The 22,138-nt window shown below is 70.4% G+C and carries 22 protein-coding genes; 6 read left to right on the top strand and 16 right to left on the bottom strand.

Annotation, left to right across the window (positions count from 1 at the left end):
- Positions 1-2 precede the first annotated feature (2 nt).
- Genes ACPEH2_RS03735 through ACPEH2_RS03725 form a run of 3 tightly spaced genes read right to left on the bottom strand, consistent with a single transcriptional unit; the run spans position 3 to position 3,778 of the window.
- The gene (locus tag ACPEH2_RS03735) at positions 3-1,097 is read right to left on the bottom strand and encodes a branched-chain amino acid aminotransferase (RefSeq protein ID WP_217530058.1); all 1,095 of its coding nucleotides are present in this window, start codon (positions 1,095-1,097) and stop codon (positions 3-5) included.
- 49 nt (positions 1,098-1,146) lie between these two features.
- Complete coding sequence (locus ACPEH2_RS03730; protein WP_217530068.1) at positions 1,147-2,199, bottom strand: 3-isopropylmalate dehydrogenase; 1,053 nt, start codon at positions 2,197-2,199, stop codon at positions 1,147-1,149.
- Positions 2,200-2,230: 31 nt separating this feature from the next.
- Positions 2,231-3,778 carry an MFS transporter gene (locus ACPEH2_RS03725; protein WP_359917865.1) on the bottom strand — a complete coding sequence of 516 codons (1,548 nt, stop codon included), beginning with the start codon at positions 3,776-3,778 and terminating at the stop codon, positions 2,231-2,233.
- A 65-nt stretch (positions 3,779-3,843) separates the two neighbouring features.
- Here ACPEH2_RS03725 and ACPEH2_RS03720 point away from each other — a divergent pair, with 65 nt between their 5' ends.
- The gene (locus ACPEH2_RS03720) at positions 3,844-4,386 is read left to right on the top strand and encodes a TetR/AcrR family transcriptional regulator (protein ID WP_359917649.1); all 543 of its coding nucleotides are present in this window, start codon (positions 3,844-3,846) and stop codon (positions 4,384-4,386) included.
- Positions 4,387-4,463: 77 nt separating this feature from the next.
- On the opposite strand, the gene serA is transcribed toward ACPEH2_RS03720, so the two are convergent.
- The 9 genes from serA to ACPEH2_RS03675 form a co-directional block, all read right to left on the bottom strand.
- Positions 4,464-6,068: a phosphoglycerate dehydrogenase gene (serA, locus tag ACPEH2_RS03715; protein ID WP_359917646.1), complete on the bottom strand. Its 1,605-nt coding sequence runs from the start codon at positions 6,066-6,068 to the stop codon at positions 4,464-4,466.
- A 122-nt stretch (positions 6,069-6,190) separates the two neighbouring features.
- Positions 6,191-6,535, bottom strand: coding sequence for a hypothetical protein (locus tag ACPEH2_RS03710; RefSeq protein WP_359917644.1), 345 nt, complete (start codon positions 6,533-6,535; stop codon positions 6,191-6,193).
- 2 nt (positions 6,536-6,537) lie between these two features.
- Positions 6,538-7,038, bottom strand: coding sequence for a DNA polymerase III subunit gamma/tau (locus tag ACPEH2_RS03705; protein ID WP_359917641.1), 501 nt, complete (start codon positions 7,036-7,038; stop codon positions 6,538-6,540).
- Positions 7,039-7,145: 107 nt separating this feature from the next.
- Positions 7,146-8,171, bottom strand: coding sequence for a ketol-acid reductoisomerase (gene ilvC, locus ACPEH2_RS03700; RefSeq protein ID WP_359917638.1), 1,026 nt, complete (start codon positions 8,169-8,171; stop codon positions 7,146-7,148).
- Between the two features lie 45 nt (positions 8,172-8,216).
- Positions 8,217-8,726 carry an acetolactate synthase small subunit gene (gene ilvN / locus ACPEH2_RS03695; protein WP_217530089.1) on the bottom strand — a complete coding sequence of 170 codons (510 nt, stop codon included), beginning with the start codon at positions 8,724-8,726 and terminating at the stop codon, positions 8,217-8,219.
- 2 nt (positions 8,727-8,728) lie between these two features.
- Positions 8,729-10,522, bottom strand: a complete 1,794-nt coding sequence (locus ACPEH2_RS03690) for an acetolactate synthase large subunit (RefSeq protein ID WP_359917635.1) — start codon at positions 10,520-10,522, stop codon at positions 8,729-8,731.
- A 42-nt stretch (positions 10,523-10,564) separates the two neighbouring features.
- The gene (gene ilvD / locus ACPEH2_RS03685; RefSeq protein ID WP_253034235.1) at positions 10,565-12,271 is read right to left on the bottom strand and encodes a dihydroxy-acid dehydratase; all 1,707 of its coding nucleotides are present in this window, start codon (positions 12,269-12,271) and stop codon (positions 10,565-10,567) included.
- Positions 12,272-12,280: 9 nt separating this feature from the next.
- Positions 12,281-13,048 carry a trehalose-phosphatase gene (gene otsB, locus ACPEH2_RS03680; protein WP_359917632.1) on the bottom strand — a complete coding sequence of 256 codons (768 nt, stop codon included), beginning with the start codon at positions 13,046-13,048 and terminating at the stop codon, positions 12,281-12,283.
- Complete coding sequence (locus tag ACPEH2_RS03675; protein ID WP_064001907.1) at positions 13,045-14,457, bottom strand: alpha,alpha-trehalose-phosphate synthase (UDP-forming); 1,413 nt, start codon at positions 14,455-14,457, stop codon at positions 13,045-13,047. The genes otsB and ACPEH2_RS03675 overlap by 4 nt, the downstream gene beginning before the upstream one ends.
- 73 nt (positions 14,458-14,530) lie before the next feature.
- On the opposite strand from ACPEH2_RS03675, the gene ACPEH2_RS03670 reads away from it, so the two are divergent.
- Complete coding sequence (locus ACPEH2_RS03670) at positions 14,531-14,791, top strand: hypothetical protein (protein WP_064001906.1); 261 nt, start codon at positions 14,531-14,533, stop codon at positions 14,789-14,791.
- 27 nt (positions 14,792-14,818) lie between these two features.
- On the opposite strand, the gene ACPEH2_RS03665 is transcribed toward ACPEH2_RS03670, so the two are convergent.
- From ACPEH2_RS03665 to ACPEH2_RS03655, 3 genes are read right to left on the bottom strand one after another with little or no spacing between them, the layout of a single operon-like run.
- Entirely contained in the window at positions 14,819-16,000 is a 1,182-nt protein-coding gene (locus tag ACPEH2_RS03665; RefSeq protein ID WP_359917627.1) for an acetyl-CoA C-acetyltransferase, read from the bottom strand.
- Positions 15,997-16,650, bottom strand: a complete 654-nt coding sequence (locus ACPEH2_RS03660) for a CoA transferase subunit B (RefSeq protein ID WP_359917624.1) — start codon at positions 16,648-16,650, stop codon at positions 15,997-15,999. The genes ACPEH2_RS03665 and ACPEH2_RS03660 overlap by 4 nt, the downstream gene beginning before the upstream one ends.
- A gap of 1 nt (position 16,651) precedes the next feature.
- Positions 16,652-17,425 carry a CoA transferase subunit A gene (locus tag ACPEH2_RS03655; protein WP_064001903.1) on the bottom strand — a complete coding sequence of 258 codons (774 nt, stop codon included), beginning with the start codon at positions 17,423-17,425 and terminating at the stop codon, positions 16,652-16,654.
- A 102-nt stretch (positions 17,426-17,527) separates the two neighbouring features.
- On the opposite strand from ACPEH2_RS03655, the gene ACPEH2_RS03650 reads away from it, so the two are divergent.
- Complete coding sequence (locus tag ACPEH2_RS03650; protein WP_359917621.1) at positions 17,528-18,319, top strand: IclR family transcriptional regulator; 792 nt, start codon at positions 17,528-17,530, stop codon at positions 18,317-18,319.
- Between the two features lie 12 nt (positions 18,320-18,331).
- On the opposite strand, the gene ACPEH2_RS03645 is transcribed toward ACPEH2_RS03650, so the two are convergent.
- Positions 18,332-19,747, bottom strand: coding sequence for a dihydrolipoyl dehydrogenase family protein (locus ACPEH2_RS03645; RefSeq protein ID WP_359917618.1), 1,416 nt, complete (start codon positions 19,745-19,747; stop codon positions 18,332-18,334).
- A gap of 148 nt (positions 19,748-19,895) precedes the next feature.
- Here ACPEH2_RS03645 and ACPEH2_RS03640 point away from each other — a divergent pair, with 148 nt between their 5' ends.
- From ACPEH2_RS03640 to ACPEH2_RS03630, 3 genes are read left to right on the top strand one after another with little or no spacing between them, the layout of a single operon-like run.
- On the top strand, positions 19,896-20,732 hold the full coding sequence (locus tag ACPEH2_RS03640) for an ABC transporter ATP-binding protein (protein ID WP_359917615.1): 837 nt from the start codon (positions 19,896-19,898) through the stop codon (positions 20,730-20,732).
- Positions 20,733-20,739: 7 nt separating this feature from the next.
- Positions 20,740-21,417 (top strand): ABC transporter permease, encoded by a 678-nt coding sequence (locus ACPEH2_RS03635; RefSeq protein WP_217530112.1) that lies wholly within the window; start codon positions 20,740-20,742, stop codon positions 21,415-21,417.
- Positions 21,414-22,133: an ABC transporter permease gene (locus ACPEH2_RS03630; RefSeq protein ID WP_359917863.1), complete on the top strand. Its 720-nt coding sequence runs from the start codon at positions 21,414-21,416 to the stop codon at positions 22,131-22,133. The genes ACPEH2_RS03635 and ACPEH2_RS03630 overlap by 4 nt, the downstream gene beginning before the upstream one ends.
- Positions 22,134-22,138 lie beyond the last annotated feature (5 nt).

The raw sequence follows: 22,138 nt of genomic DNA, 5'->3' as shown, positions 1-22,138 counted from the left end.
GATCAGCCGTCCAGCCGGGTGAGCCAGCCGTGGACGTCCTCGACACGCCCGTACTGGATGTCGGTGAGGTGCTGGCGCAGCTCGAGGGCGAGCGTGCCTGTGGGCTGCGCGTCCTCGAAGCCGGAGGCCTTGAGCGCGCCGATGGGGGTCACCACGGCGGCGGTGCCGCACGCGAACACCTCGACGATCTCTCCCGAGGCGACACCCTCGCGCCACTCGGCGAGGGAGACGGCACGTCGCTCGACGCGGTGCCCGCGGTCCTCGGCGAGTCGGAGGATCGAGTCGCGCGTGATGCCGGCGAGGATCGATTCCGACTCGGGGGTCACGAGGGTGCCGTCCTTCATGACGAAGACGACGTTCATGCCGCCGAGCTCCTCGACGTTGCCGTCCTCGTCGAGGAAGACCACCTGGTCGCAGCCCTTCTCGTACGCCTCGGCCTGCGGCAGGAGGCTCGCGGCGTAGTTGCCGCCCGTCTTGGCCGCGCCGGTGCCGCCCTTGCCTGCGCGGGCATAGTCCTCGCTCAGCCAGATCTTCACGGGGGTCACGCCGCCCTTGAAGTAGGCACCCGCGGGGCTCGCGATCAGGTAGTAGGCGACCTTCTCGGCCGGGCGCACACCGAGGAACGCCTCCTTCGCGAACATGAACGGCCGCAGGTAGAGGCTCTGGTCGGCGCCCGAGGGCACCCAGTCGCCGTCGACGGCGATGAGTTCGCGCAGCGACTGCAGGAAGTACTCGACGGGGAGCTCGGGGAGCGCCATGCGGCGCGCGGAGCGCTGCAGGCGCCGCGCGTTCTCCTCGGGCCGGAACGTGTGGATCGAGCCGTCCGCGTGACGGTACGCCTTGATGCCCTCGAAGATCTCCTGGCCGTAGTGCAGCACGGCGGCGGCGGGCGAGAGGGAGATCGGGCCGTACGGCGAGACGCGGGGACGGTGCCAGCCGCCCTTGGACGACCAGCAGATGTCGACCATGTGGTCGGTGAAGTTCGTGCCGAAGCCGGGGTTCGCGAGGATTTCCTCGCGGGCGGACGGCGAAGCGGCAGCCAGGTTCTTCGTCACCGAGAAGGTGAGGGGGGCTGCGGTCGAGTCGGTGAGGGTCATGTCAGTCCTGTTCCTCGCGCGGCGTCTGCGCGGCGCGCATCAACTCAGATTACGCCCGGAGGCGTGCGGTGATGGCGTCGCCGACCTGCGCGGTCGTGCGGGCGGAGCCGTCCCTGCTCTCGATGTCCTCGCGGGCCGCGCGGGTGACGCGCTCGGCCTCGCCCTGCAGTCCGAGGTGGTCGAGCAGCAGGGCGACGGAGAGGATCGCAGCGGTGGGATCGGCGATCTGCTGTCCGGCGATGTCGGGCGCGGAACCGTGCACGGGCTCGAACATCGACGGGAACGCGCCGTCGGGGTTGATGTTCCCCGAAGCGGCGAGGCCGATGCCTCCGGTGACGGCGCCGGCCAAGTCGGTCAGGATGTCGCCGAAGAGGTTGTCGGTGACGATCACGTCGAAGCGGCCCGGGTTCGTGACCAGGAAGATCGTCGCCGCGTCGACGTGCAGGTAGTCTACGGCCACGTCCGGGTGCTCCGCGGCCACCTCGTCGACGATCCGCTTCCACATGCCGCCGGCGTGGACGAGCACGTTGGTCTTGTGCACGAGGGTCAGCTTCCGACGGCGCTTCTGCGCCTGCGCGAAGGCGAACCGGACGACCCGCTCGACCCCGAACGCCGTGTTCACGGAGGTCTCGTTCGCGATCTCGTGCGGCGTGCCGGTGCGGATCGAGCCGCCGTTGCCCACGTAGGGGCCTTCGGTGCCCTCGCGCACCACGACGAAGTCGATCTCCCCCGGCTCCGCGAGTGGACCCGAGGCGCCCGGGTACAGGACCGACGGGCGGAGGTTGACGTAGTGGTCCAGCGCGAAACGCAGCTTGAGCAGCAGGCCCCGCTCGATGTTCGCGTCCTTCAGACGGGGGTCCCCCGGCATCCCGCCCACGGCACCGAGGAGGATGGCGTCGTGCGCGGCGATCGCGGCGAGGTCCTCGTCGGTCAGGGTGTCACCCGTCTCGAGGTAGCGGGCGGCGCCCAGGGAGAACCGGGTCTTCTCGAACGTCACCTCGGCTCCCTCGGTCACGGCGTCGAGCACCTTCTCGGCCTCTGCGACGACCTCCGGACCGATGCCGTCTCCGGGGATGACGGCCAGCTTCACGACGCGCGACATCGCTCTCCTCGTTCTCGGGGGACCCGCGCGGTCAGTCCTCGACGCGCGGGGTGCGGGTTCCCTTCAGCGTAGTGGCCGCGATGACGGCCGCGCAGACGACCAGAACGGCTCCGATGATCGAGGTGACGCCCACGCCCGCATCGAAGGCGGATGCCGCGGCCTCGACGACGCGGTCGCCCAGCGCGCCCGGGAGTCCGTCCGCGACGGTGACCGCCCCGCCGAGGGTCTCGCGCGCCGCCGCGGCCGCGCCCGCCGGCACACCGTCCGGGAGGACGAGTCCGGCACGGTAGAGGGCGGTGAGGATGCCGCCGAGCACCGCGGTCCCGAGCACGGCACCGAGCTCGTACGCAGTCTCGGACACGGCGCTCGCCGCTCCGGCCTTCGCGGGCGGCGCGGTGGCGAGGATGAGTTCGTTGGACACCGTCTCGGCCGCACCGATGCCGATGCCGAGCAGCGCGAAGGCGCCGATGAGGATGCCGAGGGCCGCGGCATCCGTCGACACCGCGATCACGACGTACGCCGCGACCGACAGGGCGAGGGCGACGGGGACGACCACCCGGGGCGACACCCGGCGGGAGACCGGCACGACGGCGAGACCCGACACGATCATGAGCGCGAGCCCGGGCACGAGGGCGAGGCCCGCCTGCAGCGGGCTCAACCCGACGATCAGCTGCAGATGCTGGGTCACGAAGTAGAGGAAGCCGACGAGGGCGACGACGCTCAGCAGGTTCACGAGGAGCGCGCCGGTGAACGCGCCGCGACGGAACAGGCGCATGTCGAGCATCGGGCTCGCGGAGCGCAGCTGACGGCGCACGAAGACCCACCCGAAGGCCAGCCCGACGAGCACGAGCACCAGCGGGAGCGGCCCCGGACCGTGGACGGCGACCTCCTTGATCGCGTAGACGACCGGCACCATCGTCGCCATGCTGAGGACGATGCTGACGGGGTCGATGCGACCGGGGTGCGGGTCGCGACTCTCGGGCACGAGGAGGGGCGCGAGCACCAGCAGCGGGATGAGGACCGGCACGGCGAGCAGGAACACCGAACCCCACGCGAAGTGCTCGAGGAGCACACCGCCCACGATCGGCCCCAGCGCGGATCCGGCCGAGAACATCGACGCCCACACGGCGATCGCGAGGCGCCGCTGGTCGCGGTCGGTGAAGATGCTCCGCAGCAGCGACATCGTCGACGGCATGAGCATCGCGCCGAACAGGCCCATCGTCGCGCGCGCCGCGATGAGGAGCTCGGACGAGGGGGCGAAAGCGGCCAGCGCCGAGACGGCGGCGAATCCGGTCGCACCGACCATCAGCATGCGGCGGCGGCCGAACCTGTCGCCCAGCGATCCCATCGTCACGAGGAGGCCGGCGAGCACGAGCGGGTAGACGTCGATGATCCACAGCTGCTGCGCGCTCGTCGGGGTCAGGTCGCGCGCGATCTCGGGCAGCGCGAAGCTCAGCACCGTGTTGTCGACCGACACCAGGAGCACGGGCAGCATGAGCACGGCCAGCGCCGCCCACCCGCGCCAGCCCTGCCGCGCGCCCGCCGCGTCGGCCGTTCGGATCTCTTCCGTCAACGTCATCATTAGTACACCGTCCAGCCGGTATAGTAACAGAGTCAGGCGCTCACCCGCGAGAGGATCGGAGCATGGGCAGACCACCGAAAGCCAAGGAGAGCGTCCTCGACGCGTTCGAGGCGGCGCTCATCGACGGCGGCGCCCGGGGGGCGACGATGGATGCCGTCGCCGCCGCCGCCGGGGTCTCCAAGGGCGGCCTGCTCTACCACTACGCGTCGAAGGACGCGCTCGAAGCCGCGCTGCTGGAACGGATGCGGCGCCTCGTCGAGATCGACGTGGAGGACATGCTCCGGGCTCCCGAAGGCGTCGTCGCGGCCTTCGTGCGGACGTCGGTGCACACCGGGTCACCGTTGGATCGAGCCATCATCGCCGCTTCCCGCCTGGCGCAGACGGGCCACGCCGAGGCCTCCGACGCCCTGCGTCGGGTGCGGGAGCTCTGGGAGGAGGCGCTCCGCCCCCACACCCGAGACGAGACCGCGCTGCAGCTCGTGCTGCTCGTCAGCGACGGCCTGTACTTCAACAGCGCGCTCGCGACGGGCGCGCTCCCCGGCCCTCTCCCCCGCGGCGCCGAGCTCGACGCGCTGATCGCCCTCGTCGAGCGCGCCGCGCGCTAGCCGCATCCGCTCCCCCGTCGCAAACCGCCGCCGCGCACGGCGCGTCGTGACAGGGGAAGAGCGGATGCCGAGACGGGTCAGACCTCGCTGAGCTCGATCTGCCGGAACAGGTCGGCGGCGACGGCGTCGCGCAGCTCGTCGAGCATCGCCTCGGGGATCGGCGAGTCGACCGTCAGCACGGACAGCGCTCGGCCGCTGGCGTCCGGTCGCGCGACCTGCAGGCCGGCGATGTTGATGCCCGCCTCGCCCAGCTTCTGGCCGTAGATCGCGACGATGCCCGGGCGGTCGGCGTAGCGCATGACGACGTGGTACCGGCTGATCGGCACCTCGACCTCGTAGCCGTTGATGCCGACGACCTTGGGCACCATCCGCGTGCCGGCGAGGGTGCCTTCGACCGTGAGGACGGTGCCGTCGGACAGTGTGCCGCGCAGGATCGTGATGTTGCGGTACAGCGGGCTCTCGGATTCCACGATGAGGCGGGTCTCGAGGCCGCGCTGCTCCGCGAAGAGCGGCGCGTTCACGTACGAGACGTTCTCGCTCACGATGTTGGTGAAGATGCCCTTGAGCGCGGCCAGGCGGTAGACGCTCACGTCGTAGTCGGCCAGTTCGCCGCGCACCTCGATGTCGAGGCTCGTCAGTGCGCTCGGTGCGAGCCCGGTGAAGATCTGGCCGAGCTGCTCGACGAGCGCGATGCCGGGGCGCACGAAGGGGTCGATGACGCCACCGGCGACGTTCACGGCGTCGGGCACCAGGTCGCCCTCGAGGGCGAGCTTGACGGACTTGGCGACCGAGACGCCGGCCTTCTCCTGAGCCTCCTCCGTCGAGGCCCCGAGGTGCGGTGTCACGACGACGTTCGGGAGCGACAGCAGCGGGAAGGCCGTGCCGTCCTGGGCGGGCGGCTCGCTCGTGAAGACGTCGAGTCCGGCGCCGGCGATCTGGCCCGTCGTCAGCGCGGTGTACAGGGCCTCCTCGTCGATGAGGCCGCCGCGGGCGACGTTCACGACATAGGCCGAGTCCTTCATGATCTCGAACTGCGCGGCCCCGATCATGCCCGTCGTCTCAGGGGTCTTGGGCATGTGAATCGTGACGAAGTCGCTCGTCCGCAGCAGCTCGTCGAGGCTGACGAGCTGCACACCCAGCTGCTGGGCACGCGTCGGCGTGACGTAGGGGTCGTAAGCGACCACGGAGACCCCGAAGGCCTGCACGCGGGCCGCGATGAGTGCGCCGATCCGCCCGAGGCCGATGATGCCGACCGTCTTCTCGTACAGCTCGGTGCCCGTGAACGACGAGCGCTTCCAGGCGCCGGCGGCGAGGGAGGAGTGCGCCGCCGGGATGTGACGCGCGAGGCTCAGGATGTGGCCGACGGTGAGCTCGGCGGCGGAGATGATGTTCGACGTCGGGGCGTTGACGACCATCACGCCGGCGCTGGTGGCCGCCTTGATGTCGACGTTGTCGAGGCCGACACCGGCGCGCGCGATGACCTTCAGCGACGGCGCGGCGGCGATCGCCTCGGCATCCATCTTCGTGGCCGAGCGGATGAGGACCGCGTCGGCGTCCGCGAGCGCCGGGAGGAGCGCCGCACGGTCGGCTCCGTCGACGGATCGGACCTCGAAGTCGGGGCCGAGGGCCTCGATCGTGGCGGGAGAGAGTTCTTCGGCGATGAGGACGACAGGCTTGGGCACGGCAGACCTTCGGGTACGCGGGGGTGGATCGCCACGGAGCCGACCGAGAGGTGACCGACGACGGTACGCGGCACGCCCAGCCTAGCGAAGACCCACCACCGCCCCCGACCGTGTGACACCCGTCACGATCCGACGAGCGAGTTCCCGTTCGTGATCGCGTAGGTGAGGATGTTCAGCCAGAACACGGCGACGAGACCGAGCCCCACGAGGAGGACGACCGCGAGGTGGAGCACCGGGCGTCGCCGCGCGAGGACGACTCCGGCGACGAACACGATGATCGGGAAGACGACGGAGAACAGCAGGATCGCCCATCCGCCGCCGTTCAGGCCCTCGACGCCCGTGGCCTGCGCGAGCAGGAAGGCGACGGCCGTCCAGACCGCGTACGCGTAGAACAGGCCGAAGACACCAGCGATGGCGGCGGGCAGCCAGGACGGACCGCGGCGCACCGCCTGGTTCGAGGTCGTCACGATCAGACTCCGATCACGAAGGGCCACGGCAGGAGCAGGAACACGCCGACGACCAGCCACGCGAACCTCACCCACGCGGCCGACGCGCGGGTGAGCAGCATGACGCCGCCGAACCAGAGGGCAGGGGCCGCGACCGCGACCCACAGCGCCGGCACGACGGCCGCCGGCTCCAGCCAGAACGACGTCGCCGCCGCCAGCCGCGAGCTCCCGAGCAGCCACCCCACGGTGTAGAGCAGGTAGATGCCGCCGAGGAGCCCCAGGGACACGAGGGCGACGTTGCCGAGGGGTGCCAGCTCCGCATCCTCGTCGGCCGTCGTCACCGCCTCCGGCGCAGGGGCGACGTCGTCGTCGGGGGTGGTCTCACTCCCCTTCCCGACGGCACGCCACCCGTCGGGGAGCGCAGCGCCGGTGCGCTCGGGACGCGCCGGACGCGTCGGACGCGTCGGCGAATCGTCGCCCTCCCAGCGGAAGGCGTCCTCTTCGTCGTGAGGGTCGGAAGCCACGCTCCGAGTCTACCGACGCCGAAGGCCCGACCCCTTGTAAGGGTCGGGCCTCCGTGGCTCACGAAAAGCCGGTCCCGGCGGATGCGCCGAGGGCGGGATGCCGAAGGTCAGCGCGCGGCGGAGCCTTCGGTGTAGTCGGCGTCCTGCTGCTTCCACGCGAACAGGGCGCGCAGGTCCTTGCCGACCGCCTCGATCGGGTGGGCCGCGGCCTTGGCGCGGAGCTCCTGGAACTCGACGGCGCCGTTGTCCTGGTCGTCGATGAAACGCTTCGCGAACGCGCCGGACTGGATGTCGGCGAGGACGGCGGCCATGTTCTCCTTGACGCGCGGGTCGATGACGCGCGGACCCGAGACGTAGTCGCCGTACTCGGCCGTGTCGGAGACCGACCAGCGCTGCTTGGCGATGCCGCCCTCCCACATGAGGTCGACGATGAGCTTCAGCTCGTGGAGCACCTCGAAGTAGGCGATCTCGGGCTGGTAGCCCGCCTCGGACAGCGTCTCGAAGCCGTACTGCACGAGCTGCGACACACCGCCGCAGAGGACGGCCTGCTCACCGAACAGGTCGGTTTCGGTCTCCTCGGTGAAGGTGGTCTTGATGACCCCGGCGCGGGTGCCGCCGATCGCCTTCGCGTACGACAGGGCGACGTCCCAGGCCTGGCCGGAGGCGTCCTTCTCGACGGCGATGATGTCGGGGATGCCGCGCCCCGCGACGAACTCGCGGCGCACCGTGTGGCCGGGGGCCTTCGGGGCGACGAGGATGACGTCGACGTCGTCGGGGACCTCGATGTAGCCGAAGCGCACGTTGAAGCCGTGGGCGAAGGCGAGGGTCTTGCCGGCGGCGAGGTGCGGCTTGATCTCGTCATTGAAGATCCCGCGCTGGTGCTGGTCGGGCGCGAGGATCATGATGAGGTCGGCCCACTCGGCGGCGTCCGCCACGGACTTGACCTCGAAGCCGTCCTCCGACGCCTTCGGCGCGGACTTCGAGCCCTCCTTGAGGGCGATGACGACCTCGACGCCGGAGTCGCGGAGGTTCTGGGCGTGGGCGTGGCCCTGCGAGCCGTACCCGACGATGGCGACCTTCTTGCCCTGGATGAGCGAGATGTCGGCGTCGGCGTCGTAGAGGATCTCAGCCATGTTCGTGTGTGTCTCCTTGTAGATGTCGGTAGAGAAGTTGTGGGGTCAGCCGCGCAGGACGCGCTCGGTGATGCTCTTACCGCCGCGGCCGATGGCGACCATGCCGGACTGGGCGAGCTCCTTGATGCCGAACGGCTCGAGGGCCTTGAGGAAGGCGTCGACCTTGCCGCGGTCGCCCGTCACCTCGACGACGAGCGCGTCGGTGGCGTAGTCGACGACCGAGGCGCGGAACAGGTTGACGACCTCGATCACGTTCGAGCGCGTCTGGTTGTCGGCGCGGACCTTCACGAGCATGTGCTCGCGCTGGACGGAGGTCGCGTAGTCGAGCTCGACGATCTTGATGACGTTGACGAGCTTGTTCAGCTGCTTCGTCACCTGCTCGAGCGGCAGCTCCTCGACGTCGACGACGACCGTGATGCGCGAGAGTCCCGGCACCTCGGTCACCCCCACGGCGAGGGAGTCGATGTTGAAGCCGCGGCGCGCGAAGAGGCCGGCGACGCGGGTGAGGAGACCGGGCTTGTCCTCGACGAGGAGGCTCAGGACGTGCTTGCTCATCGTCACTCCCCCTGCTCGAAGGCCGGCGCGTGCTCGCGTGCGTACTGGATGTAGCTGTTGCTGACGCCCTGGGGCACCATCGGCCACACCATCGCGTCGGCGCTCACGACGAAGTCGATCACGACCGGGCGGTCGTTGGTGTCGAGGGCGGTGCGAATCGCGGCATCCACGTCCTCCTCCTTCTCGACACGGATTGCGAGGCAGCCGTACGCCTCGGCGAGCTTGACGAAGTCCGGGATGCGGATGGTGTCGTGACCCGTGTTGAGGTCGGTGTTCGAGTGACGGCCGTCGTAGAAGAGCGTCTGCCACTGCCGCACCATGCCGAGCGAGGAGTTGTTGATGATCGCGACCTTGATCGGGATGTCGTTGATCGCGCAGGTGGCGAGTTCCTGATTGGTCATCTGGAAGCAGCCATCGCCGTCGATCGCCCACACCGTGCGGTCGGGCTGGGCGACCTTCGCGCCCATGGCCGCGGGCACGGCGTAGCCCATCGTGCCGGCACCGCCGGAGTTGAGCCACGCGTTCGGGCGCTCGTAACCGATGTACTGCGCGGCCCACATCTGGTGCTGGCCGACGCCGGCGGCGAACACGCCTTCGGGGCCGGTGAGCTCGCCGATGCGCTGGATGACGTGCTGCGGCGAGAGCAGGCCGTCGCTCGTCGGTGCGGCGCCCAGGGGGAACTCGGTGCGGAGGCCGTCGAGGTAGGACCACCACTCCGAGACGTCGGGCTTCGCGACACCGGCGAAGGCCGCGTCGAGATCGACGAGCACGTCCTTCAGGTCACCCACGATGGGGACGTCGGCGGAGCGGATCTTCGAGATCTCGGCAGGGTCGATGTCGACGTGGACAACCTTCGCGTGCGGGGCGAACAGGGCCGCCTTGCCGGTCACGCGGTCGTCGAATCGGGCACCGAGGGCGACGATCAGGTCGGACTCCTGCAGCGCGAGCACAGCGGGCACCGTGCCGTGCATGCCGGGCATGCCCAACTGCTGCGGGTGCGAGTCGGGGAACGCGCCGCGGGCCATGAGCGTCGTGACCACGGGGGCGCCGGTCGCCTCGGCGAAACGACGGAGCTCGCCGGCGGCTCCCGCGCGGACGACGCCGCCGCCCACGTAGAGGACGGGCTTCTTGGCCTCGGAGATCAGCTGCGCCGCGGCCTGGATCTGCTTGCCGTGCGCCTTGGTGACGGGCCGGTAGCCGGGCAGGTCGATCTTCGGGGGCCACACGAACGGCGCCTTGGCCTGCTGCGCATCCTTCGTGATGTCCACGAGCACGGGGCCCGGGCGACCCGTCGAGGCGATCTCGAAGGCCGCGGCGATGGCGCCCGGGATCTCGGCGGGGTCCTTCACGAGGAACGAGTGCTTGGTGATCGGCATCGTGATGCCCACGATGTCCGCCTCCTGGAAGGCATCCGTTCCCATCAGGGTCGAGTACACCTGGCCCGTGATGCAGACGATGGGCATCGAGTCCATGTACGCGTCGGCGATAGCCGTCACGAGGTTGGTGGCGCCGGGGCCGGAGGTCGCGATGGCGACGCCGACGCGACCGGATGCCGCGGCGTACCCCTCGGCGGCGTGACCGGCGCCCTGCTCGTGGCGCACGAGGATGTGGCGCAGGTCGGTCGAGTCCATCAGCGGGTCGTAGACCTCGATGATGGCGCCGCCCGGGAGCCCGAAGACGTCGGTGACGCCCAGGAGCTCGAGCGAGCGGACGACGGCCTGCGCTCCGGTGAGCACGGGCGTGGACGGGCCTCCGGCCGGGGGCCGAGGCACAGCGGCGACGGTGTCAGAAGACATGAGTGATACCTCTGCGGTGATGGATGACGGAGTGTGTGGGGCCTAGCCCGTCGTCGCGCCCTCCGCGGCGGAGCGCACGAGCTTCGAATACTTGGCCAGCACGCCACGGGTATAGCGCGGGGGAAGGGGCTCCCAGCCGTCGCGGCGGGAGTTCAGCTCAGCCTCATCGACGAGTAGGTCGAGAGAGCGAGCCGCGATATCGACCCGTATCAGATCACCATCGCGCACGAAGGCGATGGGACCTGCGTCCACCGCTTCGGGTGCTATGTGGCCGATGCACAGGCCGGTTGTGCCGCCTGAGAATCGTCCGTCCGTCAAGAGTAGTACATCTTTTCCGAGGCCTGCGCCCTTGATGGCGGCCGTCACGGCGAGCATCTCGCGCATGCCGGGGCCGCCCTTCGGGCCCTCGTAACGGATGACGACGACGTCGCCGGCGGCGATGCGACCCTCCTCGAGCGCGTCCATCGCGGCGCGCTCGCGCTCGAAGACGCGTGCGGGGCCTTCGAACACGGCGGCGTCGAAGCCGGCCGTCTTCACGACGGCGCCCTCGGGCGCCATGGAGCCGTGCAGGATCGTGATGCCGCCGGTCGCGTGGATCGGGTCGTCGAAGGTGTGGATGACGGTGCCGTCGATCGGGTCCGGGTCGAGCTCGCGGAGGTTCTCGGCGAGCGTCTTGCCGGTCACGGTGAGCGCGTCGCCGTGGAGGAGCCCCTCGTCGAGCATCGCCTTCATGATGACGGGGATGCCGCCGTGCCGATCGACGTCGTTCATGACGTACTTCCCGAACGGCTTCATGTCGGCCACGTGCGGCACCTTGTCGCCGATGCGGTTGAAGTCGTGCAGCGTGAGGTCGACGTCGGCCTCGCGGGCGATGGCCAGCAGGTGGAGGACGACGTTCGTCGAGCCGCCGAGCGCCATCGCGAGGGCGATCGCGTTCTCGAAGGACTCCTTGGTGAGGATGTCGCGGGTCGTGATCCCCTGGCGCAGGAGGTTGACGACGGCCTCACCGGAGCGGTGCGCGAAGTAGTCGCGGCGACGGTCCGCGGAGGGAGGAGCGGCCGAACCGGGCAGGCTGAGGCCCAGCGCCTCGGCGACGGAGGCCATCGTGTTGGCGGTGTACATGCCGCCGCACGCACCCTCGCCCGGGGCGATCGCGCACTCGATGCGCTTGAGGTCGGCCTCGCTCATCTTGCCGGCCAGGCACGCGCCGACCGCCTCGAAGGAGTCGATGATCGTGACGTCCTTCTCGGTGCCGTCGCTGAGCTTCACCCAGCCGGGGGCGATCGACCCGGCGTAGAGGAAGACGCTCGAGAGGTCGAGCCGGGCGGACGCCATGAGCATGCCGGGGATCGACTTGTCGCAGCCGGCGAGCAGGACCGACCCGTCGAGACGCTCGGCCATCATGACCGTCTCGACGGAGTCGGCGATGACCTCGCGGCTCACGAGGGAGAAGTGCATCCCTTCGTGACCCATCGAGATGCCGTCCGAGACCGAGATCGTGCCGAACTGAAGCGGGTAGCCGCCGCCGGCGTGCACACCCTCCTTGGCCCCCTGCGCCAGCCGATCGAGGCTGAGGTTGCAGGGCGTGATCTCGTTCCAGCTGGATGCGATGCCGATCTGGGGCTTGTCCCAGTCCTCGTCGCCCATGCCCACGGCGCGGAGCATGCCGCGTGACGTGGTGGCTTCGATGCCGTCGGTCACCGCGCGGCTGCGGGGCTTGATGTCGATCGTCTCGTCGGGTGAAGGCATTCTCGAAGTCTATTGCCGAGCGGCGACCCGCTCGCGTGCGAGAGTCGACAGCAAACCGGCCAGTTCTTCGATGTCGCGCACACGCACGGATGCCGCAGTCTCCCCCGCGCCGACGCGGATCCCGAGGTCCTGCGGCTCGAGCGACCGGAGGGCGTCCTCATCCGTCACGTCGTCTCCGGCGAACACGACCGCCGTGGCCCCGACGACCTCGCGCAGGTGGGCGACGGCCGCATCCTTCCCCGCATCGGTGAAGGCGTACTCGACGATGTCGTGGCCCTGGCGCCGGCGCCAGTGCGGCGCGGCGTCCGCCATCATCGCGTCGACGCCCGAGCGCAGCGCGGCGGCCTCGTCGGCGTCGGCGACGGTGCGCAGGTGCACCCCGAACCCGAACGCCTTCGGCTCGATCCAGGCGCCGGAGACGCCGCTTGCGAGACGCTCCGCGTCAGCGCGCAGGCGATCGCGCAGCGCGATGTCCGCGGCGTCGACGTCGCCCTCGGACGGCGAACCGGGAATCCAGTACTCGGCCCCGTGCGAGCCGGCGAGCAGGATCGGCGAGTCGTCCTCGTGCTCGGAGATCACCCGGAGGTCGGCGAGCGTCCGGCCCGAGACGAACGCGACGAACGTGTCGGGCGTCGTCAGGAGGGCGTCGACGGCCCCGCGCGCGGCAGGGGTCATCCGCGCCGTCATCGGTTCGTCGACCAGCGGGGACACGGTGCCGTCGAAGTCGAGCGCGACGAGTAGGCGCTCGGCCGCGGCGACCGCGGTGACACCGGTCACGCCCGCTCCTCGCGCGACTGGCCGAGGTCCGCCAGGAAGCGCTGCGACCACTTCGCGACGTCGTTCTCCCGCACCCGACGCCGCAGCGCCCGCATCCGCCGCTCGCGCTCGCGCTCGGGCATCTCGATCGCCTGCATGATCGCGTCCTTCAAGCCGGAGATGTCGTGCGGGTTGACCTTGATGGCCTGGGTCAGCTCGTCGGCGGCCCCGGTGAACTCGCTCAGCACGAGGGCTCCGCCGCCGTCGACGCGGCTGGCGACGTACTCCTTCGCGACGAGGTTCATGCCGTCGCGCAGGGCCGTCACGAGCATGACGTCCGCCGCGAGGAAGAGGGCGACCATCTCCTCGCGCGGATAGGAGTTGTGGAGGTACTGGATGGCGGTATAGCCGAGTTCGTCGGCGTCGCCGTTGATGCGACCGACGGTGAGCTCGATCTCGTCGCGCAGCTCCATGTAGGTCTGCACGCGTTCGCGGCTGGGGCTCGCGACCTGCACGAGGGTCACGTCGTGCACGGAGAGCCGGCCGTCGGCGAGCAGTTCGCCGTAGGCCTTCAGGCGGTGGCGGATGCCCTTCGTGTAGTCGAGCCGGTCGACCCCGAGGAGGATGGCCTTCGGATTGCCCAGGCTCGAGCGGATCTCGGCGGCGCGCGCCTGGATGTCCGGCCGATTCGCGAGCTCCTCGTACTCGGCGGCGTCGATCGAGATGGGATAGGCCCGGGCCACGGCCTTGCGCACTCCCCCGTCGGCGGTGGGCACCGAGATCGCACCGGCCTTGGTGTCGAACCCCAGCTGCCGACGCACGGCACGGGCGAAGTTGCCGGCATCCGCCACCCGCTGGAACCCGATGACGTCGGCGCCGAGGAGGCCCTCGAGGACCTGCCGGCGCCACGGCAGCTGGGCGTACAGGCCGTATGCGGGGAACGGAATGTGGTGGAAGTACCCGATCGTGAGATCGGGTCGGAGTTCACGGAGCATCTTCGGGACGAGCTGCAACTGATAGTCGTGGACCCATACCGTCGCGCCGTCGGCGGCATGCGCGGAAGCGGCCTCCGCGAACCTGCGGTTCACCTTGACGTAGGCGTCCCACCATGCGCGGTGGTAGGTCGGGGCTGCGATCACGTCGTGGTACAGCGGCCAGATGGTGTCGTTCGAGAAGCCCTCGTAGTACAACTGCACATCGTCCGCGGTGAGGGTGACGGGCACGAGCTGGAGCCCGTCGAACTCGAACGGATCGAGCTCCACGCCGGGCTGTCCCGGCCACCCGATCCAGGCACCGTTGTTGCGGCGCATCACCGGATCGACCGCGGTGACCAGTCCGCCCGGGGACCGCCGCCACGGCTCGTTCTCGTCATCCGTCCGATCGACCGGAAGGCGGTTGGACACGACGACGAAGTCTGAAGCCACGGTCACGGAGTTCCTCTCGACGGATGACCTCAGGCTAACAACCGCCGCGACGGGGACTCACCCCACTACCGTGGGTGGTATGCGCAAATACCTCTTCGGCACCGGACTCCTGTCGGCCCTCACCGGAGGCGTCACCCTGCTGCGCTCCGCGCGCAGCGAGGAGAAGTTCACCTGGCGCACCGCTCTGGCGTGGCTCAGCTGGGGTATCACGATGGCCCTCGCGGTCGGCTCGGTCGTCGACACGCGACGCGCTTCGCGCGGCAAGCTCATTCCGCTCGACTCGCCGCGCGCCGACGACAAGAAGAAGCTCTTGAAGAAGCGCGTGTCGCGTCGGCGCTGACGCCGAGGACGCTCACGGCGCGAGCCTCTACCGCGTGAGGATCAGCGCCTCGCCCTGACCGCCGCCGCCGCACAGCGCCACACCGGCCGCCCCGCTCCCGCGGCGGGCCAGCTCGTGCACGGCGTGCACGACCAACCGCGCGCCGGACGCGCCGATCGGGTGTCCGATCGCGATCCCGCCGCCGTGGACGTTGACGACCGCATCATCGACGCCGAGCTCGCGTCGGGCCTGGGCGACGACGGCGCCGAAGGCCTCGTTGATCTCGATGAGGTCGAGGTCGGCGGCGGCCATGCCCTGCCGCCCCAGCGCCTGCGCCAGTGCCCGCGCGGGTTGCGAGTGGAGCGAGTTGTCGGGGCCGGCGACCTGACCGGCCGAGCCGATCACCGCGAGGACGGTCCACCCCTCGGCATCGGCCCGGGAGCGGGTCGTCACCACGACCGCCGCGGCACCGTCGGAGATCGGCGACGCGTTGCCGGCCGTGATGTCGCCGTCGGGCGAGAACGCGGGGCGCAGGCGCGCGAGGGTCTCGACGGTCGTCTCGGGGCGGATGCCCTCGTCCCGCGTGAGCCGGAGCGGATCGCCCTTGCGCTGCGGCACCTCGATCTCGACGATCTCCGCGTCGAAGACACCCGCCTCCGCCGCAGCGGCCGCCCGCTGATGCGACAGCGCGGCGACGTGGTCCTGGTCCGCGCGGGAGAGTCCGAGCCCGGGGTTGCGGCGCTCCGTCGACAACCCCATCGACACGCCGTCGTAAGCGTCGGTGAGCCCGTCGACGGCCATGTGGTCGAGGACCTCGACGGAGCCGTACGTCCAGCCGTCGCGAGACCCCATCAGCAGGTGAGGGGCGCGCGTCATCGATTCCATCCCGCCGGCGACGACCACCGCGGCATCGCCCACGGCGATCATCCGCTTCGCGTCGATGATCGCCGTCAGGCCCGACAGACACACCTTGTTGACCGACGTGGCGGGGACGTCCCAGCCGAGCCCGGCGCCGACCGCGGCCTGACGTGCGGGATTCTGCCCCGAACCGGCGGCGAGCACCTGCCCCAGGATGACCGCGTCGACGGATGCCGGGGCGACGCCGCCGCGCTCGAGGGCGCCGCGGATCGCGAGGGCGCCCAGTTGCGGTGCGGTGAACGGGGCGAGCTGCCCCTTCAACCGGCCCTGCGGGGTCCGCGCCGCCGCCACGATCACGATGTCTTCGGTCATGCTCCCACCTTCACATCCTGCGCGACCACGAGCTCGGGCTCGGTCGCATCCTTCACGTCCTGCACGGTGACCCCCGGAGCGGTCTCGACCAGCACCAGCCCCTCGGACGTCACGTCGATGACGGCGAGATCGGTGATGATCCGGTCGACGACCCCGCGACCGGTGAGCGGCAGCGAGCAATCCGTCACGATCTTCGGCGACCCGTCACGGGCCGTGTGCTCCATGAGCACGATCACCTTCGCGGCGCCGTGGACGAGGTCCATCGCACCGCCCGGGCCCTTCACCATCTTCCCCGGGATCATCCAGTTCGCGAGGTCGCCCCGGGCCGACACCTGCATCGCGCCGAGGATCGCGGCGTCGATCTTGCCGCCGCGGATCATCCCGAAGCTGAGCGCGGAGTCGAAGAACGCCGCCCCCGGAAGGGTGGTCACCGTCTCCTTACCGGCATTGATGAGGTCGGGGTCCACCTGGTGCTCCCTCGGGTACGGGCCGACGCCGAGGATGCCGTTCTCCGACTGGAGCACGACGGTCACGCCGTCCGGGATGTGGTTGGGGACCAGCGTCGGGAGCCCGATGCCCAGATTCACGTAGGCGCCGTCCGGCAGCTCGGCCGCCGCTCGCGCCGCCATCTGCGTCCGTGTCAACGCCATCTCACTCCCCCTCCGTCGCGACGGTGCGTCGCTCGATGCGCTTCTCGATCCCCGTGCCCACCTCGACGATGCGGTGCACATAGACGCCGGGCAGGTGCACCGCATCCGGGTCCAGTTCGCCGGGTTCGACGAGCTCCTCGACCTGCGCGATGCAGATGCGGCCGGCCATGGCGGCGAGCGGGTTGAAGTTGCGGGCCGCCTTGTTGAAGACGAGGTTGCCGTGCCGGTCGCCGCGCAGCGCGTGGACGAGGGAGAAGTCCGTCGCGATGGCCTCCTCGAGGACGAACTCCCGGGCTTCACCGCGGACGTCGAAGCGGCGGACGTCCTTCGGCGGGGATGCCACGGCCACGCCGCCGGCGCCGTCGTACCGACGCGGCAGACCACCCTCCGCGACCTGCGTGCCGACACCCGTCTGCGTGTAGAAGGCGGCGATGCCGGCCCCGCCGGCGCGCAGCTTCTCGGCGAGGGTGCCCTGCGGCGTGAGCTCGAGCTCCAACTCGCCGGAGAGGAACTGGCGCTCGAACTCCTTGTTCTCGCCCACGTACGACGAGGTCATCTTGCGGATGCGGCGCGCTCGCAGCAGAACACCGAGACCCCAGTCGTCCACCCCGCAGTTGTTGGAGACGACGGAGAGGTCCGTCGTCCCCTGTGCGAGCAGGGCGTCGATGAGGGCGATCGGGTTTCCGGAGAGGCCGAAGCCGCCGACGGCGATGCTCGCGCCGTCGGGGATGTCGGCGACGGCGTCGGCCGCCGAGGGGACCGTCTTGTCGATCACGGTGCACTCCTTCGTGTCGTTGCTCCCAGCATCGACGTCGGAGGCCCCGGACCGCGAGCGGTCGGTTGCGATGTGGGACGCTCAGCGCCTAGGGTCCACGATGTGGAACACCCCTCGTCGACCGTCCCGGGAGCGCAGGCCATCGCGCGGGCGGCGCGCCTGCTCCGGCTCGTCAGCGCCGCCGGCGCGGAGGGCCGCGGTGTGCGCGAACTCGCCCACGAGGCATCCCTCTCCCGGTCGACGGCGCACCGCCTGTTGACCGCCCTGCGCGCCGAGGGCATGGTCGATCAGGACGAGCGCACGGCACGATGGCTGGCCGGACCGGAACTCTTCCTCATGGGCGCGGCCGCCGCGCCCCGCTACGACATCACGCACGTCGCCGGCGACATCGTCCGATCGCTCGCGGTGAAGACCGAGGAGAGTGCGTTCCTGTCCGTCCGGCGCGGTGATGAGACCGTCTGCCTCATGCGCGAGGAGGGGTCGTTCCCGATCCGGTCGTTCGTGCTCAGCGAAGGAGTCCGCTTCCCGTTGGGCGTCGCGTCCGCGGGGCTCGCGATCCTCTCGTTCCTGCCGCAGCCCGAGGTCGACGCCTACCTCGGCCGCCATACCGACCTCGCCGCGCGGTGGGGTGATGTCCACGATGCGGATCCCCTGCGCGCACGCATCGGGGAGACTCGGGACCGCGGTTACGCGGTGAATCCGGGGCTCATCGTCCCGGGATCATGGGGGCTCGGGGCAGCCGTGTTCGATCAGGAGGGGCGGCCCGCCTGGGCCCTCAGCCTCACCGGCGTCGAGTTCCGCTTCGGCCCGGACCGCCTCCCCGAGTTGGGGCGTCTGCTGCTCGCGCACGCGCACCAATTGACGACCCGCATCCAGTCCGTCCGCCGTCGATGACGACGGCGGCGGTCACAACCCCGCGGTCTCGAGCCAGCGCAGCCACACCTCGCTGACGGTCGGGTACGCGGGGACGGCGTGCCAGAGGCGGTGCAGCGGGACCTCGCCGACGATGGCGATCGTCGCGGCATGGAGCAGCTCGGCGACATCGGGTCCCACGAACGTCGCCCCGACCAGCACGCCGCGCTCCGCGTCGATGACGGCCCGCGAGCGCCCCTCGTACCGGTCGGAGTGGGTGCTCGCCCCCGCCACCCAGGACAGGTCGTAGTCGACGACCTTCACGTCGATGCCGGCGTCACGAGCGGATGCCTCGGTGTGTCCGACGGCGGCGACTTCGGGCTCGGTGAACACGACCTGAGGAACGGCGCTGTGGTCGGCGGTGGCCGCCAGCGCGCTCCAGGCCGACGTGTCCACGTCGTTCGACGCGGCGCGACGCGCGATGACGTCGCCGGCGACACGGGCCTGGTACTTGCCCTGGTGGGTCAGCAGGGCCCGGTGATTGACATCGCCCACGGCGTACAGCCAGTCGTTGCCGGGGACGCGCATAGTGTCGTCTACCCGGATCCACGATCCCGCCTCGAGTCCGACGTGTTCGAGGCCGAGGTCTTCGGTGCGGGGCACACGACCCGTCGCCACCAGGATCTCCTCCGCCCGGACGACGGAGCCGTCATCCAGAGTGACACTCACCCCGTCGGAGGAACGGGCGACGTGCTCGACACCGTGCCCGGTGAGGACGGTCGCGCCCGCGCCCTTCAGGGCGGCGCCCACGGCCTCGCCCGCGAAGTCCTCGAGTCCGCCGAGGAGGGTGGACCGGGCGATCACGGTCACGTCCGAGCCGAGCGCGGTGAAGGCCGTCGCCATCTCGAGCCCGACGACGCCGCCGCCCAGGATGATCAGCGAGGACGGCACGGTGCGGACCCCCGTCGCCTCGCGACTGGTCCAGGGTGCGGCATCCTGCAATCCGGGGATGTCCGGGATCAGCGCGGCGGAGCCGGTGCAGACGGCGACCGCGTGGCGCGCGCGCAGGGTGGTGACCGCGCCGTCCGCCGCGGTGACGGTCACTTCCTTCTCACCGGCGAGGCGCCCGTGGCCGCGCACCAGGTCGATCCCCGCTCCCTGCAGCCACTCGACCTGCGACGTGTCCTGGTAGTCGTGCACGATGCGGTCCCGGCGCGCAAGCACGGCGGCGACGTCGACCCCGCCGGTCACCGCCTCCGCAGCGCCCGCGACGTCGCGGGCCGCGCGCAGCGCAGCCGGGGCCCGCAGCAGCGCCTTCGAGGGCATACAGGCCCAGTAGGAGCACTCGCCTCCGACGAGTTCGCTCTCGACGATCGCGGCGGTGAGACCACCTCGTATCGCGCGGTCGGCGACGTTCTCGCCGACGGGTCCTGCTCCGATGACGATGAGGTCGTATTCGCGTGGGCTCATGCCCTCACGCTAGTGACACCAGGCCCGCCCGGGGCCGGAACGGGCGCTCCGTCTGCCATACCCGCCATGTGACGTCAATGGTCGCGGAGGACTGCCGGGATGTCGGGGGTGTGTGGTTGGCTGAAACACCGGCCGAAAGGACCCCTCCATGGCGATCGAGTTCCGATCCGTCACCAAACGCTTCGGCGACGGACCCGCCGCGGTCGACGACGTCACCCTCGAGATGCCGGCCCGCAAGACGACGGTCCTGGTGGGGTCGTCGGGGTGCGGCAAGACGACGCTCCTGCGCATGATCAACCGCCTCATCGAACCGACGTCGGGCGACATCACGATCGACGGCGAGTCGATCCACGCCAAGGACGCCGTCCAGCTGCGGCGGAGCATCGGGTACGTCCTCCAGAACGCCGGCCTGCTCCCCCACTACACGGTGGCGGACAACATCGCGACGGTGCCCGTCCTCACCGGACAGACGAAGGCGGCCGCACGGCGTCGCGCGCTCGAGCTGATGGAGGTCGTCGGCCTCGACGCCGCCTTCGCCGACAGGTATCCCGCGCAGCTCTCCGGTGGTCAGCAGCAGCGCGTCGGCGTCGCGCGCGCCCTTGCAGCGGACCCCAACATCCTCCTCATGGACGAGCCCTTCGGCGCCGTCGACCCCATCGTCCGCAAAGAACTACAGGCCGAGGTCATCCGGCTGCAGCGAGAACTCGACAAGACCATCGTCTTCGTCACGCACGACATCGACGAGGCCTTCCTCCTGGGCGACCAGGTCGTGATCCTGCAGAAGGGCGCACACATCGCCCAGCGCGGCACGCCCTCGGAGATCATCGAATCCCCGGCCGACGACTTCGTCGCGACCTTCATCGGCACCGACCGCGGAGCGCGCGCGTTCCGCGCCAAGGAGACCCCTCGCGGCACCGTCCTCGTGGATGGGGCGGGACGCACGCAGGGAGTGCTCGTGTCGGATGCGGCAGAGGATCCGAGGTGACCTCCCCATGAACTGGGTCCTCGACAACCTGGACCTGATCGGTCGCCTGACCGTCGCCCACCTCCGACAGAGCACGATCGCGATCCTCGTCGGGTTCGCCGTCGCGGTGCCGATCGGTTGGGCGGCGTTCCGCTACACGCGGCTGCGCGGCACGGTGCTGGGTGCGGTCGGCATCCTCTACACGATCCCGTCGTTCGGCCTGTTCGCGCTCATCAGCGCGATCAGCGGCATCCCTCTGCTGTCCGAGACCAACCTCGTCGTCGCGCTGACCATCTACGCGGTCGCAATCATGACCCGGTCGGTCACGGACGGACTCGCGTCGGTCGAATCCAGCGTCCGCAACGCCGCGATCGCAGTCGGCTTCGGTCCGTGGCGGCGCTTTTGGACGGTCGACTTCCCGCTGGCGGGCCCCGTCATGCTGGCGGGCCTGAGGGTGACGGCCGTCTCGACGATCTCGCTCGCCACCGTCGGCGCTCTGATCGGCGTGCAGAACCTCGGGTACCTGTTCACGAACGGATCGCAGCGGAGGATCCTCCCCGAGGTCTTCGCGGGCGTGCTCGCCGTGGTGATCATCGCCCTCGTCATCGACGCGCTCCTCCTGCTGGCCGGACGCGCGCTGATGCCGTGGACCCGGCGAACCTCGCCCCCGCGGTCGCGGGCACGGATGCGGGAGGTCGCCGCATGAACGTCTTCCTCGACGCCTTCGCCTGGATCTTCTCGCCGGATCGCACGACGGGATACCTCCCCCTCGGCGAGGCGATCCTCCAGCACCTCGGCTTCACCTTCGGCTCGGTCGCCCTCGCTGCGCTCGTCGCCGTACCCGCCGGATGGGCCATCGGGCACACCGGTCGCGGACGCGAGATCGCCGTCTTCCTCTCCGGCGCCGCCCGGTCGCTGCCCTCCCTCGGCCTCGTCGTCCTGCTCTACCTCCTCATCGGCGTGAACTTCAAGGAGCAGGCCGCCGTCGTCTCCTTCGTCCTCCTCGCCATCCCCTCGATCCTCGCGGGGGCCTACGCGGGGATCGAGGCGATCGAGCGCACGACGATCGAGGCGGGGCGCGCCGTCGGGATGACGCCGATGCAGGTCCTGTGGAAGATCGAGATCCCCCTCGGACTGCCGCTGCTGATCGGCGGCATCCGCTCCGCTGTGCTGCAGGTCGTCGCGACGGTCACCATCGCGGCCTACGTCGGCCTCGGCGGACTCGGCTTCGCCCTGATCCAGGGCATCCAGACCCGGAATCCGGCGCAGATCCTCGGGGCGTCGATCGTCGTCGTGGTCCTCGCCCTCGTGCTGGACGGCGTGTTCGCGCTGGTCCAGCGCGTCCTCGTCCCCCGCGGCGTCGCCGTCCAGCGATCCGCGCCGCGCCGCCTGCGGCCTCGCCCGTCCCCCCAACCCGCCTGACTCAC

This window comes from Microbacterium sp. NPDC064942 (assembly GCF_049545525.1).
In the GTDB taxonomy this organism is placed as follows: Bacteria; Actinomycetota; Actinomycetes; order Actinomycetales; family Microbacteriaceae; genus Microbacterium; species Microbacterium gawkjiense.
Note: the sequence above shows the minus strand (reverse complement) of the source record. Positions and strands in the feature narration are given on the sequence as shown.